Here is a 17,068-nt window from a genome sequence, read left to right on the forward strand (position 1 = left end):
CGGGACCACGCGGGTCACTCCGGCGGGCGCCGGAGCCGGACCGAGACCCCGAGGTGGTCGGAGACCGACGGGCTCCCGACCACCGCGCCGGGCTCGTGGTCCCAGCCCCGGCCGACGAACGCGTAGTCGATGCGCCGCCGCGGGTCGCTCGCGCTGTAGGTGTCGCCCTCGCTCCCCACGCCGGCCCACGGGTCCACGAAGGCGTCGGTCAGCACCGTGTACGGCCGTTCGTCCGGCGTCGCGTTGAAGTCACCCAGCACCACCGCCCGGTCGGGGTCGCCCGTCTCGCCGGCTAGCTCGACCACGCGTTCGGCCTGCCCGACACGCACCGCACCCTCGGTCTCCAGGTGTGCGACCACGACCGGCAGGTCCCCCAGCGGCGACTCGACGACCGCCGCGAGCGCGACCCGGGTCGCGGTGTCCGTCGACGGGAGGACCACCCAGCGCTCCTCGCGGACCGGCCACTTCGAGAGGAGCGCGACCCCGTAGCTGGCGATGCGGGTCGGCGGCCCGACCGCCGCGTGCATCCCGAGTTCGCGTGCCAGCCAGCGCACGCCGTCGAGGCCGCCGGCCGTGAGCCGCCCGCCGGCCGTCTCCTGCAGGCCGACGAGTCCGGCGTCCGTCCCGGCGACGAGGTCGCGCACGGCGTCGAGGTTGTAGCGTCCCCGGGCGTCGACCCACTGGTGGACGTTGAGCGTCAGGGCGTCCACGGTATCGGCCTCGGGTCCGTCCGCGGGCGTCGCGCGCCGGGCGGCGGCCCCGCCGACGCCGAGCAGGCCGACGCCGGTCGCCGCGAGGAGCGCCCGGCGGTCGGCGGCCACGTCCGCCGCCGCCGCGCCGTCGTCCGCACCCCCAGGCCCGTCCGCAACCGCGTCGCCGGTGCCCGCCAGCGGCCGCTCCCGCAGGAGCACCGCGAGCGTCAGCAACGCGCCCAGCACGAGGAGCAACTCGGCCTGCTGGTCCCGGACCAGTGGGCCGAGGCCGGGGACGAACGCCCAGTTCATCGCGGCCACGACGGCGAACGTCAGCGCCAGCGCCACGACCTGGACGCCCGCCGTCCCGAGGCCCGCGCGGGCGGGCGTGGTCGCTCCCGTCCGACAGCCGCGGGCACACAGGAGCACGCTCGCGGTGGCCGCCGGGAGCGCCGCGACGCCCGGCCCCGGAAGCAGGAGGAGCGAGGCGAGCGCGAGGAGGAAGACGACGGCCCACACGGCCGTCTCGCGGCGGTCCGGGACCCCGCGCTGGGTCACCAGCGCCGCACCACCCAGTAACCCGAACGGCGTCGCGCCCAGCACGACCAGCATGGGTCGGCCGTCCCACAGCGCCACGCGCGGTGCGACCCCGAGGAACGTCACCTGCGCGAACAGGAACGCGGTCGCCGTCGCGGCGCCGGGGGCCGCCAGGTCGCTCGCCGTCGGTGTCGACTCCCGGGTCGCCAGCCACCACCCGGCGACCGCGGTGAGGCCGAGCGCGACCAGCAGGACCTGCCCGCCACGCGTCGCGTACGGCGGGAGTGTGTCGAGCACGCCACGCAGCGCGGCGTGGCCCAGCACGCCGAACGCCGCGGCGACGGCGAACCGCTCGCGCAGGTCGCCGGCCAGCGCCACGAGGGGCGGGGTCGCGGCCGTGAGGAAGACCACCGCGCCCGCGAGCGAGACGAGCGTCCCACCGGCCAGCGAGACCAGCAGTCCGCCGACGGCCAGCGCCACCGACCCGTGCCACGCGCGCCGTCGGTCCGCGACGCGTGCGAGCGCCGGGATGGTCCACCCCGTGACCAGTGTCAGCGTGAGCAGCCCGGTGGCGTTCGGGCCGGCGGTCGAGAAGTTGAGGACGAACACCCGGTTGAGCGCCCGGAGGAAGGGGGTGAGCCAGAGGGCCGTCAGGAGGGCGGCGACGGCCAGCCGGGCGGTGCGGTCCGACATGTCTCGCCGCGTCGCCCGGGTCGGGCTAAAAGCCCCGTGGCGGCTCGACCGCCCCGCCGATTTATGCCGTCGCCGCGAGTCCCCTCGCCCATGTCCGACAGCGACGACGACGCGGGCGCACCGTTCGGCATCGGCCGGGTCCTGTTCGGCCTGGGGATGGCGCTGCAGGCCTCCGAGGACTTCCGGGACATGGAGGACACCGTCGAGTACGCCGAGTCCGCGGGCGTCCCGATGCCGGAACTCGCGGCGCCGTTCGCCTCCGGGATGATGTTCGTGAGCGGGCTCATGGTCGCGCTCTGGAAGAAGCCGAAGCTCTCGACGGGCGCGGTGACGACCTTCCTCGCCGTCGTCACGGTCACGATGCACGACTTCTGGAACGCCGACGAGGACAGCCGCGACGGCGAACGCCTCGCGTTCTGGGGCAACCTCGCGATGTTCGGCGCGGCGGTGGCGCTCCTCCGGGAAGCCTGGAGATGATTCGATAATCTGGCGAATACAGTCCGAAATCTATCGATAGGGTGTATGGGTGCGGAGTTGTGGTTCTACCTCGGTATCAATCTGTGAGCTAGCCGCGGGACGGCACGCCCGCGGAGCGCCGGGTTCGACCGGTCGCGCCCGCTCCGGAGTCCCCGGTGCTCAGGACGGCTCCAGCTCGCTCCGGGCGATCTTTCCGGTCGCGGTCTTGGGGAGCTCGTCCATGAACTCGATCTCGCGGGGGTACTCGTGCTTCGAGAGCTGCTCGCGGGCGAACGACCGGATGTCGTCGGCCAGGTCCGCCGAGTGGTCGACGCCGGCGGTCGCGACGAACGCCTTGACCAGTTCGCCGCGGGTCTCGTCGGGGACGCCGACGACGGCGACCTCGGCGACCGCGTCGTGTTTCAGCAGCGTCTCCTCCACCTCGCCCGGGCCGATGCGGTGGCCCGCGGAGACGATGACCGAGTCCTTGCGCCCGACGTACCAGAGGTAGCCGTCCTCGTCCTTCCGCGCGAGGTCGTCCGTGCGGAGCCACGGGCCGGTGAACGTCGCCATCGAGGCCTCCGGCCGGCCCCAGTAGGAGCCGCCGTCGCCCGCCTCGCGGCGGATGGCGATCTCGCCGACCTCGCCCTGCGGGACCCGCTCGTCGGCATCGGGGTCCAGCAGCGCGACCTCGGTTCCGGGGAGCGGGCGGCCCATGCTGCCGGGCTTGACCTCCCAGTCCGGGAACGCGAAGTTGCAGACGGTCATCCCGGACTCGGTCATGCCGTAGGAGTCCTGTGGCTCGGTCCCGAGCACGTCGCGACACCACCCGACGCTGTCCTCGTCGAGCGACTCGCCCGCCGCGAGCAGGACCCGGAGGTCGATCCCCTCGGCCTCGACACCGGCGTTCGCCAGTTGCCGGAGCGCCGTCGGCGGCACCATCGCGTTGTCGACCTCCAGCCGCGCGAGCGTGTCCATCAGCATCCCGCCGTCGAACTCGCCGCGGTAACAGCCGATGGCGGTCCCTCGCAGTCCGGGCGCGATGGTCCCCATCACCAGGCCGTACGACCACGCCGGCGACGCCGCGACGAAGTAGGTGTCGTCGGGCCGGAGGTCGACGACGTACTCGATGAACGCGTGCAGGTCGGGGACGCCGCTGTGTTCCAGCGGGACGCCCTTGGGCTGGCCGGTGGTTCCGCTGGTGTAGCTGAGCGCGAACGGGTCGTCCGGGTGGGTCTCCACGGCCTCGAACGCGTCGTCGTGGGCTGCGACGGTCGCGTACGGCTCGGCCCGCGTCGCCTCGGGTTCGCCCTCGACCAGCAGCACCCGCTCGACGCAGTCGGGGACCGACGAGCCGATCCGGTCGCGGTGAGCGGCGTCGGTGACCAGCACCGTGGCGCCGGCGTCGTCCAGCCGGTGTCCGGCCGCGTCCGGCCCGAACACCGGCGAGAGTGGGACGTAGACGCGACCGGCCTTCAGGGTCCCGAACACGACCGCGTACAGCTCCACCCTGGTCGGCAGCATCGCCGCGACCCGGGCGCCGCGCGTGGTGTGTTCGACGAGGTAGTTGGCGAACCGGTTCGCGCGGGCGTTCAGCTCCGCGAACGAGTACCGCTCCACGTCGCCGGTCTCGAAGTCCCGCAACCGGAGCGCCGTCGTCTCGCTGTCGCCGTGCCGCCCCAGCGCCTCCTCGCCGAGGTTCAGTCCGTCGCGGTCGCCGACGTGGACCAGTTCGTCCCACCCCTCCTCCGGGTCGTACAGGTCGACCACCGCCTGGTACGTGTCATCGTACGACATTGTGCTGTGGTCACATAGAGACACGATAAAAGTTCGCCGTGGCGCATGACCGCCGTCTCGGCGCCGCTCTCGAAGCGTCGCGACCCGGCGTGCTGGGGCGACGAGAGGGGCGTCCGCCCGGTCAGTCCTGTGCGTCGACGACGGCGACGCCCGCGAGGTTGACGATGTCCTTGACCTCGTCGCCGCGCTGGAGGACGTGGACGGGTTTGTCCATCCCGGCGAGCATCGGGCCGACGGCCTCGGCGCCGCCGAGGCGCTGGAGGAGTTTCGACGCGACGTTCCCGGCTTCGAGGTTCGGGAAGACGAGGACGTTCGCGGGTTCCTCGAGCTCGGCGAAGTCGTAGTCCCCGGTGAGCATCTCCTCGACGACGGCGGTATCGGCCTGCATCTCCCCGTCGACCGGGAAGTCCACATCCGGGTCCGCGCGGAGGCGGTCGGCCGCGGCCCGGGGCTTGCGGGTCCCCTCGTTGTCGACGGAGCCGAAGTCCGAGTACGACAGCAGCGCGGCCCGTGGCTCGACGTTGAACCGCCGCGCGAGGTCGGCGGCGTGCCGGGTCACCTCCGCGAGCACGTCGGCGTCGGGGGCCTGGTTGACGCTGGTGTCGGCACAGAAGAGCACCCGGTTCCGGAACGTGAGCATCGTGACACCCGCCGCGTACTCCGTGCCGGGCGCGGTCCCGACGACCTGCAGCGGCGCCCGGAGCGCCGAGGGGTAGTGGTGGGTCTGGCCCGTCAGCATCGCGTCGGCGTCACCCATCGCCAGCATGGTGCTCCCGAGGTAGTTGCCGTTCCGCACGAGGTCGGCGGCCTCGCGGCGGGTGACGCCCTTGCGCTTGCGCCGGCGGTAGAGTTCGTCGGCGTACGGCGCCAGCTCGGCCTCGTGCGGGTCGACGATCTCCGGTGCGAAGTCCAGCCCCAGCCGGTCGGCCGTCCGGAGGATCTCCCGGGTGTCGCCGATGAGGACGGGCTCGGCGATGCCCTGGTCGGCGAGCTGGTAGGCCGCGCGAACCATCCGGTCGCCGTCCTCGGCCAGGACGACCCGTTTCGGGTCGCTCTGGGCCTTGTTGAGGACGACCCGCATCATCTCTCGGGACTTGCCCAGGCGTGCTTCGAGGCGCTCGACGTACGCCTCGCGGTCGAGGTCGCGCCGGGCGGCGCCGCTCTCGACGGCCGCCCGGGCGACGGCGGGGGCGACCTCGAACAGGACCCGGTGGTCGAGCGGCTTCGGGATGATGTACTCCGGGCCGAACTGGAGCGGCTCGTCGTCGTAGGCCTTCACGACCGCGTCGGGGACGTCCTGCCGGGCGAGGTCCGCGAGCGCCTCGGCCGCGGCGACCTTCATCGCCTCGTTGATCTCCGTGGCGCCCGCGTCCAGCGCGCCGCGGAAGATGAACGGGAAGCCCAGCACGTTGTTCACCTGGTTCGGGAAGTCAGAGCGTCCGGTCGCCATCACGACGGTGTCGTCGCGGGCGTGCTTGGCCGCCTGGTAGCCGATCTCCGGTTCGGGGTTGGCCATCGCGAACAGGATGGGGTTCTCGGCCATCGACCGGACCATCGACTCGTCGACGATGCCGCCGACCGAGAGCCCGACGAAGGCGTCCGCGCCGGCCATCGCGTCGGCGAGGTCACCCGGCGGCCGGTCCTGTGCGAACGCCTCGCTGTACGGGTCGAGGTCGCCCGCCTCGGCGCGCTCGGTCGTGAGAACCCCGTCGATGTCGCACATCGTGATGTTCTCGCGGGGGACCCCCAGCGAGACGTAGAAGCGGGCGGTCGCGAGCGCGGCTGCCCCCGCGCCCGCGAACGTCACCGAGAGGTCCGCGAGGTCCTTCCCGACGATGTCGGCGGCGTTGGCGAGCGCGGCGCCGCTGATGATGGCGGTCCCGTGCTGGTCGTCGTGGAAGACCGGGATGGAGAGGCGCTCGCGCAGGCGCTCCTCGATCTCGAAACACTCCGGCGCCGAGATGTCCTCCAGGTTGATGCCGCCGAACGTCGGCTCCAGCGCCGCGACGTGCTCGACGAACGCGTCCGGATCCGAGGCGTCGACCTCCAGGTCGAACACGTCGATGTCGGCGAACCGCTTGAACAGCACTCCCTTCCCCTCCATGACGGGCTTCGAGGCCGTCGGGCCGATATCACCGAGCCCGAGGACCGCGGACCCGTCGGAGACGACGCCGACGAGGTTCCCCTTCGTCGTGTAGCGGTAGGCGTCGCCCACGTCCTCGGCGATGGCCTCGCAGGGCGCAGCGACGCCGGGCGAGTACGCCAGCGAGAGGTCGCGCTGCGTGCTCGTCGGCTTCGTCGTCGAGATCTCGATCTTGCCGGGGGGGTCCCGCTCGTGGTACTCGAGCGCGTCCTCGTCCAGTCCCATGGCGGACGTTCGCCCCTGGAAGTATTAATTCCTCGACAGGTATGTGGTGATTAATCGACGGGTTCGACCGCCGCGGGGGAACGGTTATTCGGGGCTCCGCCGGACACCCGTCCATGCCAGCGGAGCTCTCGGAGGTCGCCGTCCTCCACCACAAGCCGCACGGGCTATCGCCGACCACGTACGTCGACGCGCTCCACGAGCGGCTCCCGGACGTCGAGGTGACGCTCGCCTCGACCCCTGCCGAGCGCCGCGACGCGGTCGCGGACGCCCCGGTCGTGACGAGCAACGACCTCGACCCGGACCTGCTCGATGCGGCCGACGCCCTCGACCTGTTCGCCTGCACGTACGCGGGCGTGGACCACCTCCCACTGGAGACGCTCCGCGAGCGCGGGGTGGCCGTCACCAACGCGTCCGGGGTCCACGGGCCGAACGTCGCCGAGCACGTCCTCGGCTGGCTGCTGACGATGGTCCGCCGACTCGACGAGGGGTGGCGGCGCCAGGGGCGCCGCGAGTGGTCGCACTTCCAGGCCGCCGGCGAGTTGCAGGGCGCGACGGTCACGGTGGTCGGCCTGGGCGCCATCGGCGAGGCGGTCGTCGAGCGGCTGGCGGGCTTCGGGGTCGAGACGGTCGGCGCGCGCTACACGCCCGCGAAGGGCGGGCCGACCGACGAGGTAGTCGGGTACGACGACCTGCCCGAGGTGCTTCCCCGCACCGACCACCTCGTGCTGGCCTGCCCGCTGACCGACGAGACACGGGAACTGGTCGACGCGACGGCGCTGGAACTCCTGCCGCCGGACGCCACGCTCGTCAACGTCGCGCGCGGCCCGGTGGTCGACACCGAGGCACTGGTCGAGACGCTCCGGCGGAACCGCCTCCACGCGGCCGCGCTCGACGTGACCGATCCCGAACCGCTCCCCGAGGACCACCCCCTCTGGACGCTGGAGAACGTCCTCCTCACCCCGCACAACGCCGGGCACACGCCCCACTACTTCGAGCGGTGTGCCGACATCCTCGCCGAGAACGTCCGCCGGGTGAACGAGACGGGGTCGTTCGAGGACCTTCAGAACCAGGTGTGAGCGCCGTCGGCCGTCCTCACCGCTCGTGGTCCGCGAGCGTCCCGCGGTAGAGCGCCCCGGCGGCCGCGACGGCGGCGAGCGCGGCGGCGCCGTAGCGACCGGGGGCGTCGACCCGGGTGGCCAGCAGGCAGCAGGCGCCCGCGAGCGCCAGCAGCAGCGTCGCCCGGCGGTCGCCGTCGGCCCGCTCTGCGGTCACGGCGAGCGCGAGCCCCGCCGCGAGCAGCCCCAGCCCGACCGTCCCGCCGGTGAGCCCGAGGAGCCGCAGCTCCCCGGCGCCGCTCGCGAGGAGTCCGCCGGCCAGCAGACACCCGACCGCCGCGAGCCGGCCCCTCGTGGCGCGGTCCATGCCCAGGCGCGGGTCGGGACGGGCAAAACGGTCGCGGTCACGGCTCCGCCGGTCCGGCCCCGGACCGGGGATGCGGGTGCCTACCGGATGCGATGGTGCGGTGAGAGACGCCGTGGCTCCTCGGGGACAGGGGAAATGGCACGCGGCGAACGCGTGGTTGGGACACGAGTCACAGCCGCGTGCCATCCGGCGACTTCGGTCGAGCGGGCTTAATTTTTTTGTGATTATTCGGGTCACGAGAGTCGGGGTAGGGCGGCGTTTCGACGGCTACAGCTACGGTACCGGGAGCCAGTGTGGCGCCGTCTGTGACGGATGCTCCAAAGGATTTTGTCCGGGGCCGGGCAAGTTCAGCCGAGTGCCCGGCTCGGCCGGGCGACGGTTGGGACACATGAGTACGGACCACACACCAGGCGAGGCCGTCGACATCCTGCAGGAACTCGGGCTCAAGGAGTACGAGGCCCGGTGTTTCGTGGGGCTGTCGCGGCTCTCGACGGCGACGGCGAAGCGGCTCAGCGAGGTGACCGAGGTGCCCCGCACCCGCGTCTACGACGCGGTCCGCGTGCTGGAGGCACAGGGACTGGTCGAGGTCCAGCACTCCAGCCCGCAACGGTTCCGGGCGGTGTCGCTGGACGAGGCGACCGAGACGCTCCGCGGACGGTACGCGACGCGTATCGAGGAGCTCCGGGAGTCGCTCGCGGCACTCGACCGTATCGACGCCGATGACGAAGCCCCCGAGCAGGAGGTGTGGGGGCTCTCCGGCCGGGACGTCATCGCTGCCCGGACCCGCGAACTCATCGGAGCGGCCGAATCGGAGGTGGTGCTGGTGGTGGCTGACCGCTCGGTCCTCACCGACGCCCTGGTCGACCGTCTCAACGGCCTCGACGACGGGATCGACCTCATCATCGGTGCCGGCTCGCCGGCGATCGACGACGCCCTGCGCGAGCGCGTCCCCCGGGCGACCATCTTCATGTCCGGACTCGAGTGGATCCGGGGGATGGACGACGAGGAGGTCACCATCGGTCGGCTGCTGCTGGTCGACCGGTCGGCGCTCCTGGTCAGCTCGATGGCCACCGACAGCCACGGCGAGCAGGCGGTCTTCGGACGGGGCTTCGGGAACGGCCTCGTGATCGTCGCTCGCCGGTTGATGGCACAGGGACTCCCCGCCGACCGGGACTCAGGGAGCGGCGGCTGAGGCGGCACCGGTGACCGACGCGGGGACCCACAAACTGTTTCTCGCCCCCGCCCGCGCACGAGGGTATGCGACTCCAAGGCAAGACCGCGTACATCACCGGCGCCGGGTCGGGACTGGGACGGGCCGCAGCCGAACGGTTCGCGGCCGAGGGCGCGACCGTCGTCGCCTCGGACATCGATTACGAGGCGGCGACCGAGACCGTCGACCGCATCGAGAACGAGGGGGGCGAGGCCGCCGCGCACGAACTGGACGTCCGGGACGCCGCGGCGTTCCGGGACGCCATCGACGCGACCGTCGAGGAGTACGGCCTCGACATCGTGCTGAACAACGCGGGCATCGACCACGACCTCGTCGACACGGAGGCCCTCGACCTGGAGACGCGCGACCGGGTCATCGACATCAACGTCAAGGGCGTCTGGAACGGCTGTGCGGCGGCCATCCCGCATTTCAAGGAGCAGGGTTCGGGCGCCATCGTCAACACGGGGTCGCTGGCGGGCGTCATCGGCTCGCCGAAGATGTCGGCGTACTCGCTGTCGAAGGGGGCCGTCGTCAACTACACCCGCGCCATCGCGGCGGAGCTCGGGCCGCACGGCGTCCGGGCCAACGCCGTCTGCCCCGGGGTGACGGAGACGCCGATGCCGAAGGGGGACCGCTCGGACGAGGAGTGGGAGCAGATGGCCTCGCGGATGGCCGAGCAGTACCCGCTCCGGCGGCTGGGCCGGCCCGAGGACATCGCGAACGCGATGCTGTACCTCGCGAGCGACGAGGCCGCCTGGGTCACGGGCCAGGCGCTCGTCGTCGACGGCGGCTTCTCGTGTGCCTGAGCCGGAACCGTCCAGGGCCGCCGCGCACGCTGTCCGCCCGGTTCCTACCAGATTACGAGATACTGGGCATCGTCGCTAACAATTTTAAGTACTGCCCGCGGAGAGGGGAGGCATGGAGTACCACGACTCCGAGAAGGCGACGGAGGTGGCCGGCCGCGTCGAGGCGTTCATGGACGAGGTCGTCATCCCCCGGGAACGCGAGGCGCTGCGGACCGGCGAGCGCATCTCACAGGACGAACTCGAGGACCTCTGGGAGCAGGCCAAGGCCCGCGACCTGTTCGCACCCCAGGTCCCTGAAGAGTACGGCGGCCAGGGGCTGGATTTCAGCGATATGCTCCCGGCGTTCGAGCAGGCCGGCCGGTCGCTCATCGGCGCCAAGGCCATCCGGGCGAACGCCCCGCAGGAGGGGAACATGCACACCCTCGAGATGGTCGGGACCGAGGAGCAGAAGGAGGAGTGGCTCCGGCCGCTCGTCTCCGGCGAGCTGCAGTCGGCGTTCTCGATGACCGAGCCGATGCAGGGTGCCGGCTCGGACCCGAAGATGCTCCAGACCACCGCCTACAAGGACGGTGACGAGTGGGTCATCAACGGCCACAAGTGGTGGTCCTCGGACGGCTACAACGCCGACTTCCTGCTCGTGATGGCCCGGACCGACATGGACGCTCACCCGTACGCCGGGAGCTCCATCATCCTCGTCCCGACGGATACGGACGGCGTCGAGATCGTCCGGAACGCCGGGCACCTCGGCGGCCACGGCATCCTCGAGGAGCCGGGCGGCCACGCCGAGATCAAGTACCGTGACGTCCGCGTCCCCGTCGAGAACACCGTCGGCGAGGAGAACGCCGGCTTCCGCATCGCACAGATGCGCCTCGGCGGCGGCCGCCTCACGCACTGTATGCGCTTCTCCGGCATGGCCGAGCGGTCGCTGGAGATCGCGAAGGCGTACACCTCCGAGCGCGAGGCGTTCGGCTCCGGCCTCGACGAGAAGCAGGCGCTCCGCCAGCGCATCGCCGAGGCCGAGACGCGACTCCACATGGCCCGCACCGGCGTCCGGCACGCCGCCCGCGAACTCGACCAGTCCGACGCGCGCATCGAGGTCGCCATGTCGAAGGTGTTCACCGCCCGCGTCGTCAACGAGATCATCGACCTCGCGGTGCAGTGCTGTGGCGGCAACGGCATCGCGAAGGACCTGCCGCTGGCACACTTCTACGAGGGGGTGCGGGCGTTCCGCATCTTCGACGGCGCCGACGAGGTCCACCTGCGGTCCATCGCGCGCGACGCCTTCGAGGACGTGAACGAGGACGAGATCCAGGACGTGCTCCGGTTCGACCCCGAACTGACGCCCGAGAACGTGCTGTAAGCGGTAACCGGACGACTGCGGACATTTCTTGAGAATATTTAGAACAAGCTCTGAACGTCTAGTATAGTGAGATTATACTGCCGTTCGCGTCGTCAGGAATCCTCGCCGAACCGCTGTTCCGTCTGCCGGAGTCGCTCGGAGAGCAACTCCTCGACGGTGGCCGAGAGGTTGTAGAGCGTCGAGACGGCGCCCCCGGAGAGGAAGAACGTCGCCAGCCGCGGGAGCGGGGCCGTGACGAGGACGTGGGTGGCCGCGATGGGGACCAGGGCCGCGAGGTAGTGGATGGCCGAGAGGAGGACGTACTCCGGTGCGGTGTCGGTCTCGATGACCTGCGTGGCGCTGCCGAAGGTCAGCGCCGCGAGGACGGCGAAGCCGCTCACCGCCCCCAGCGCGTACGCGAACACGCCCGGAGTGCCCGGGAGCCCGAACGCCCTGATGAGGAGCACGCCCGAGCCCCAGAACGCGATGGTGAACCCGTAGGCGAAGGCCTCGTCGAGGAGCAACTGGCGGACGAACTGGCGCGTCACGGGTCGGGCAGCCGTACGATTCGGGGGCTTGTAACTCCGGCCGTTGTCCGGCGGGTCCGACTCAGACGAGCGGCCAGAGCGCCCACCCGACGAGCGCGACACAGCTCGTCAGTGCGAGCCCGTCCGCGCGCCCGAACGCGAGCCGCGGGAGCGTCGGGTTCCAGGCGAAACAGCGGGCGCCGAGTGCGAGCGCCAGGTTGTCCGAGCGGTCGAACGCACGCCGCAGGCTCGTCGTCGCGACGATGCGCATCCGCTCGGTCACCGGTCGGGCCTCGCCCAGGCGGGCGCGCATGGCCTCCCGGGCGCGGGTGGCGTCACGGACGAGCACGGGCAGGAACCGGAAGACGAGGCCGATGCCGACGCCGAGGAACTGGCCCGGGCGCCCGGGGACGAGCCACTGGACGGCGGCCCGTGACTCCCGGCTCGACGTGGTGTGGACGTACGCCGCGCTGACGAGCAGCACCAGCACGACCCGGTAGCTCGCCAGCGCCGGGAACCGGGCCTCCGCGAGCGAGAACCACGGCGGTCCCAGCACGAGCCCCTGCAGGAGCGGCGCCGCGACGAGGAACGGGAACACGAAACGGAGGTCGGCCGCGACCGAGCGCAGCCGGAGCCGGGCGGCCAGCAGGACCCCCATCGTGACGCCGCTCAGGACGAACAGTCCCCGCGGGGTCGTGTGTGTGAACGCGGCCGCGGTGAACGCGACCTGGAAGGCGAGTTTCGTCCGCGGGTCCAGCCCGTGGACGAGTGTCGTCCCCGGCTCGTACCTCAGCACGGGCCGGTCACCTCCGGGGTGGCACTCAGCACGGCCGCCCCCGCGGTCCGAGACTCAGCACGGTCGGACGTCGAACTCGGCCAGTCGGTCGTTGACGGCCGCCGGGGGGCCCTCCAGCGCCACCTCGCCGTCGCGCATCACGACGATGCGGTCCGCAAGGTCGGCCACGTCCCGCAGGTCGTGCGTGACGACGACGACGCCGGTCCCCGCCGCGTGGAGCGCGGCCAGCCGCTCGACGACGGCGGTCCGCGCGGGGTGGTCCAGCCCGGAGAGCGGTTCGTCCAGCACCAGATGCGAGGGCTCCATCGCGAGCGCGCCCGCGATGGCGACGCGGGCCTGTTCGCCCCCCGAGAGCTGGTCGATGCGCTCGTCACCGCGGCCCGCCAGCCGGACCGCCGCGAGCGCGTCCTCGACGCGGCGGTCGATCTCCTCGTGTGACAGGCCGAGGTTCTCCGGCCCGAACGCCACGTCGTCGCGGACGGTGGCCGCGACGAACCCGTCGCGCGGGTCCTGGAACACCATCGCCACCGCGCTCCGGGCGGCGACGAGGTCGTCGGCGACCGGCTGCCCGTCGACCAGCACCTCGCCGGCGTCGGGTTCGAGGAGGCCGTTGAAGTGCCGGACGAGGGTGGTCTTCCCGGCGCCGTTCGGGCCGACGAGCAGGAGGAACTCGCCGTCCGGGACGGTGAGGTCGACGCCGTCGAGGACGGGCTCGTCGTCGTAGGAATGCGTGAGGGCGCGGGTCTCGATCATGTCATGTCACGTCATCGGCGGCCGTCGTGGGCGGTCACTCGGCGGAGAACTCCTCGCTGTTGACGATGCCGACCGCGGCGGCCATCTTGAGCGCCTCGGCCGGGATGAACGCCGCGGCGCCCGCGAGGAACGCCTCCCAGGGCCCCATCCCGAGCACCAGCATCAGGCCGACGATGCCGCCGACGTAGATGATGGCGACACCGACGGTCATGGCGCCGACGAGGCGCCAGATCGGGACCTCGCTGGGGTCGCGCAGGCCGTCGAGGCCGTGGACGAGCGCGCCGATGGCGGCCGCCGCGACCGGGAAGGCGAACAGGTAGCCGCCGCTCGACCCGACGAACTGGCCGAGGCCCGCGGCCCCGCCCTGGAAGACCGGGGCGCCGGCCGCGCCGGCGACGAGGTAGAGCGTGATGGATGCCCCACCCCAGACGGGGCCGAGGAAGACGCCCGCGAGGAAGATCCCCAGGCCCTGGAGCGTGATGTCGACCGGGGAGACGGGGTTCGGGAAGGAGACGTACGCGAACGCCCCCGTGAGCGCGGCGACCATCGCCGCCCGGGCGACGTTCTTGCCGACCTCCTGGCCGACGAGTTCGACGTTGCGGGTCTCGGCGCTCACGGCGACCACCGCCGGTCGTGTTCGTGTGCCATGGTTGCCCGTGCTGGTCGGGCACGGGGATTGAAGATGTCGGTATTCGGTGCCGTCACGCCGCGCCGGCCGCGGGGAACGGTACGGATGTCCGGGTCAGCGCCCGGCCGACTGGAAGTCGACGTTCTCGAACTGCTGGGGGCGCTCGCCCTCCGTGGCGTAGACGTACAGCGCCGTCTTCGCGACCGCGCCCAGCGTCGTGCCGCCCAGGTAGGCCAGCAGGACGACGAGGACGCCGATGGCGATGGCGCCGACGAGTCCCAGGCCGGTGCCGCCGAGGACGAAGAACGCGGCCGCCGCGACGAGGAGGCCCGCCAGCGTGAACAGGGCCGTGACGATGCCGACGCCGAAGCTGGCGCCGGCGGTCTCGCCCCAGGTCTCCTTGAACGTCTGGCCGGAGCGCTCGAACATCTCCCGCACCGAGACGTCCTCGAAGACGATGACGGGGATGACGAAGTAGGTCAGGATGCCCCACGCCACGCTGAAGAGGAAGGATGCGAGCTCCGCGAGCGGGTTGTCGGTGCTCTCCAGTGCCTGGAGGATGGTCCCGACGACGGCCGAGATGACCGCCCACGCGAACAGCGGACGCTTGTTGCGCCACGCCGCGGCGAGCCCCTCGTTCAACGTCGGGTCCCGACCGTGGAACACCTCGCGGGCGTTGTACATCAGCGCGGCCGAGAAGAACGCCGCGATGAACGAGGTTCCGAGGTAGACGACGAACAGTGCGGCGTACATCACGACCCCGGGGTTCGGGCCGACGAGGAAGACGGCGCCGCCGAGGATGAGCGCGAGGTAGATGGCGCCCGCGATGCCCGAGATGGCGGGGAACACGGTGAGGCTTGGCTCCTCACGGAGGACCTGGAGGCTGTCCATCGACAGCGCCCAGCCGGTCTTGAGTCTACTGAAGAATCCCATTATCGGGTGTCGATGCGTCGGCTCCGGGGATAAATCTTCGCGGCCGGCGCGTGATAGCAAGGGATTCGGATAACAGAACGGTGTGTTATTTGTGCTCGGTGTGTTATTTGTTATTTTTGACGATGATTGGGTCTGTAAATCTAGAATAAGTTTGTAATTTCATTGTTTCAAAGGTTATAGTGGCGTTTCTGGTACCGTTGTGAACTGTCTCGTGGCGACTGCTCCGGCAGGCACCCCCCGAAAGGGGCCGCGCGCTGAGGGCCCCGCGGCTCGTTGTGCTCCTCGGTCGCTCGCGTTGCTCGCTCCCTGCGGTGCTTACATCGCCGGGGTCTCCGGAAATCTACGATTTCCGGGATGACGAGAGAGCTTCGCTCTCTCGAACCAGACCGCTCAGCGCGCGGCCCCTTTCAGTCCCGCCCCGTTGCGGGGTTGGCCGAGCATTCGTGCGTGGTGGTTCCGTCGGAGCGCTAGCGTCCCCACACCTCCCCGCGCCAGCGGCGAGGTGTTCCGGCACGCTCGCTAGCGCTCGCGGCCTCTACGGGGGCCGCTGGCGCGCTTCCTAATCTCGGAACCTGCCAGTGGACCAACCGCTCACCGGCCGGGAGCGAGTGGCGCAGCGCGGACGCGCAAGCCCGCGTGACCTGGGGAAGGGCAGGGTTGCCGCGAGCCGTCCCAAACCACGTCGGGCGGGACTTTCAACAGAGTCTGGTCGTTGTGGCTGTCGGTCCCGTCGTAACGAGAGCCAGAATCCTCGTCTAGCTCAGGTCGAACTTCTCGGCGGCCGTCTGCATGTCCTTGTCGCCGCGGCCACAGAGGTTGACCAGGAGCGTGTCGTGACGGTCCTCCTCGGCCAGTTTGCAGGCCAGCGCGATGGCGTGGGACGGCTCCAGGGCGGGGATGATGCCCTCGGCCTCGCTGAGTTCGCGGAAGGCGGCCAGCGCCTCGTCGTCGGTGATGCCGTGGTACTCGGCGCGCCCGAGTTCACGCAGTGCGGCGTGTTCCGGACCGACGGCGGGGTAGTCCAGCCCGGCGGATACCGAGTGGTTCTCCGTCTCGTCGTCGATGACGTGGGTCTTCATCCCCTGGAAGATCTGGGGTTCCTCGCGCTCGGTGACCGAGAGCGGGGCGGAGTGGTGGCCCGAGTCGAGGCCCTTCCCGGCCGGCTCGGCGCCGTAGAAGGCCACGTCGTCGTCCTTGAAGGCGTGGAACAGGCCGATGGCGTTGGAGCCGCCGCCGACGCAGGCGACGCAGGCGTCGGGCAGGTCGCCGTGCAGTTCCTGGACCTGCTCGCGGGCCTCGCGGCCGATGACGGACTGGAAGTGCCGGACCATCCGGGGGAACGGGTCCGGGCCGACGGCGGAGCCGACGAGGTAGTGGGTCTCCTCGGTGTTCTCGATCAGGTCCTCCATCGCGGCGTCGACGGCCTCGGCGAGGCCCTCGTTGCCGCGGTCGACGGGTTCGACCTCGGCGCCCATCAGGCGCATCCGGAAGACGTTCATCTCCTGGCGCTGCATGTCGTGGCGGCCCATGTAGACCGTCGTGTCCAGGTCCAGCAGGGCACCGACCATCGCCGTCGCGGTGCCGTGCTGGCCGGCGCCGGTCTCGGCGATGAGGCGCTCCTTGCCCGCGCGTTTCGCGAGCAGGGCCTGCCCGAGCGTGTTGTTGAGCTTGTGGGCGCCGCCGTGGAGCAGGTCCTCGTGCTTGAAGTAGATGTTCGCGTCGTAGCGCTCGCTGAGCGTCTCGGCGTGGAAGACGGGCGTCGGGCGGCCACCGAAGTGCTCCAGCAGGTACTCGAACTCCTGCTGGAACTCCTCGTCGTCTTTCAGCTGGTCGAACGCGCCCGCGAGTTCCGCGAGCGGCTCCTCCAGCGGCTCCGGGACGTGTCGACCGCCGTACCCCTCGAACGTGCCTTGGTCTGCCATATCGAGCGCGCGAGCGCCGTGGGCTAAAAGCTACTGTGTGAGTGGAACGCCGACGGCTCGGACATGGACGAAGTCGACCGTGCGGGCGCTTCCGTGTGCGCTCCCGCGCGTGCGAGGGGAGCGCGGGGTGGCTGCGTGGGCTCCGGGCGAGAGCCAGCCCCCACACGCGTCGGCCCCGCTGTTCCGGCG

Annotated in this window: 15 protein-coding genes; 5 read left to right on the forward strand and 10 right to left on the reverse strand. The window is 71.2% G+C overall.

Going from position 1 to position 17,068, the window contains the following annotated elements; translation table 11 throughout:
• Positions 1–14: 14 nt before the first annotated feature.
• Positions 15–1,922, reverse strand: coding sequence for an endonuclease/exonuclease/phosphatase family protein (locus P2T62_RS01000; protein ID WP_276259627.1), 1,908 nt, complete (start codon positions 1,920–1,922; stop codon positions 15–17).
• Between the two features lie 90 nt (positions 1,923–2,012).
• Between P2T62_RS01000 and P2T62_RS01005 the strand changes: the two genes are divergently transcribed.
• Entirely contained in the window at positions 2,013–2,399 is a 387-nt protein-coding gene (locus P2T62_RS01005; protein WP_276259628.1) for a DoxX family protein, read from the forward strand.
• Positions 2,400–2,558: 159 nt separating this feature from the next.
• Here P2T62_RS01005 and P2T62_RS01010 read toward each other — a convergent pair whose 3' ends face one another.
• Positions 2,559–4,175 (reverse strand): acetate--CoA ligase, encoded by a 1,617-nt coding sequence (locus P2T62_RS01010; RefSeq protein WP_276259629.1) that lies wholly within the window; start codon positions 4,173–4,175, stop codon positions 2,559–2,561.
• 121 nt (positions 4,176–4,296) lie between these two features.
• Positions 4,297–6,543, reverse strand: a complete 2,247-nt coding sequence (locus P2T62_RS01015) for an NADP-dependent malic enzyme (RefSeq protein WP_276259630.1) — start codon at positions 6,541–6,543, stop codon at positions 4,297–4,299.
• A 113-nt stretch (positions 6,544–6,656) separates the two neighbouring features.
• On the opposite strand from P2T62_RS01015, the gene P2T62_RS01020 reads away from it, so the two are divergent.
• Positions 6,657–7,619 (forward strand): D-2-hydroxyacid dehydrogenase, encoded by a 963-nt coding sequence (locus P2T62_RS01020; protein WP_276259631.1) that lies wholly within the window; start codon positions 6,657–6,659, stop codon positions 7,617–7,619.
• Between the two features lie 16 nt (positions 7,620–7,635).
• On the opposite strand, the gene P2T62_RS01025 is transcribed toward P2T62_RS01020, so the two are convergent.
• The gene (locus P2T62_RS01025) at positions 7,636–7,965 is read right to left on the reverse strand and encodes a hypothetical protein (RefSeq protein WP_276259632.1); all 330 of its coding nucleotides are present in this window, start codon (positions 7,963–7,965) and stop codon (positions 7,636–7,638) included.
• Positions 7,966–8,353: 388 nt separating this feature from the next.
• Between P2T62_RS01025 and P2T62_RS01030 the strand changes: the two genes are divergently transcribed.
• From P2T62_RS01030 to P2T62_RS01040, 3 genes are all read left to right on the forward strand, one after another.
• The gene (locus P2T62_RS01030) at positions 8,354–9,157 is read left to right on the forward strand and encodes a TrmB family transcriptional regulator (protein ID WP_276259633.1); all 804 of its coding nucleotides are present in this window, start codon (positions 8,354–8,356) and stop codon (positions 9,155–9,157) included.
• 65 nt (positions 9,158–9,222) lie between these two features.
• Positions 9,223–9,981, forward strand: coding sequence for an SDR family NAD(P)-dependent oxidoreductase (locus P2T62_RS01035; protein WP_276259634.1), 759 nt, complete (start codon positions 9,223–9,225; stop codon positions 9,979–9,981).
• Positions 9,982–10,093: 112 nt separating this feature from the next.
• The gene (locus tag P2T62_RS01040; protein ID WP_276259635.1) at positions 10,094–11,341 is read left to right on the forward strand and encodes an acyl-CoA dehydrogenase family protein; all 1,248 of its coding nucleotides are present in this window, start codon (positions 10,094–10,096) and stop codon (positions 11,339–11,341) included.
• 92 nt (positions 11,342–11,433) lie between these two features.
• Here P2T62_RS01040 and P2T62_RS01045 read toward each other — a convergent pair whose 3' ends face one another.
• From P2T62_RS01045 to trpB, 6 genes are all read right to left on the reverse strand, one after another.
• Complete coding sequence (locus tag P2T62_RS01045) at positions 11,434–11,868, reverse strand: hypothetical protein (protein WP_276259636.1); 435 nt, start codon at positions 11,866–11,868, stop codon at positions 11,434–11,436.
• Between the two features lie 61 nt (positions 11,869–11,929).
• Positions 11,930–12,643, reverse strand: coding sequence for an energy-coupling factor transporter transmembrane component T family protein (locus P2T62_RS01050; RefSeq protein WP_276259637.1), 714 nt, complete (start codon positions 12,641–12,643; stop codon positions 11,930–11,932).
• Between the two features lie 54 nt (positions 12,644–12,697).
• On the reverse strand, positions 12,698–13,396 hold the full coding sequence (locus P2T62_RS01055; protein ID WP_276259638.1) for an energy-coupling factor ABC transporter ATP-binding protein: 699 nt from the start codon (positions 13,394–13,396) through the stop codon (positions 12,698–12,700).
• Between the two features lie 34 nt (positions 13,397–13,430).
• Complete coding sequence (locus P2T62_RS01060) at positions 13,431–14,012, reverse strand: biotin transporter BioY (protein ID WP_276259639.1); 582 nt, start codon at positions 14,010–14,012, stop codon at positions 13,431–13,433.
• A 126-nt stretch (positions 14,013–14,138) separates the two neighbouring features.
• Complete coding sequence (locus P2T62_RS01065) at positions 14,139–14,957, reverse strand: DUF6159 family protein (protein ID WP_276259640.1); 819 nt, start codon at positions 14,955–14,957, stop codon at positions 14,139–14,141.
• Between the two features lie 755 nt (positions 14,958–15,712).
• A complete protein-coding gene (gene trpB / locus P2T62_RS01070) occupies positions 15,713–16,879 on the reverse strand; it encodes a tryptophan synthase subunit beta (RefSeq protein WP_276259641.1) in 1,167 nt (388 codons plus the stop codon).
• Between the last annotated feature and the right edge of the window lie 189 nt (positions 16,880–17,068).

Origin of the sequence: Haloglomus litoreum (assembly GCF_029338515.1) — an archaeon.
Taxonomy (GTDB): Archaea; Halobacteriota; Halobacteria; order Halobacteriales; family Haloarculaceae; genus Haloglomus; species Haloglomus litoreum.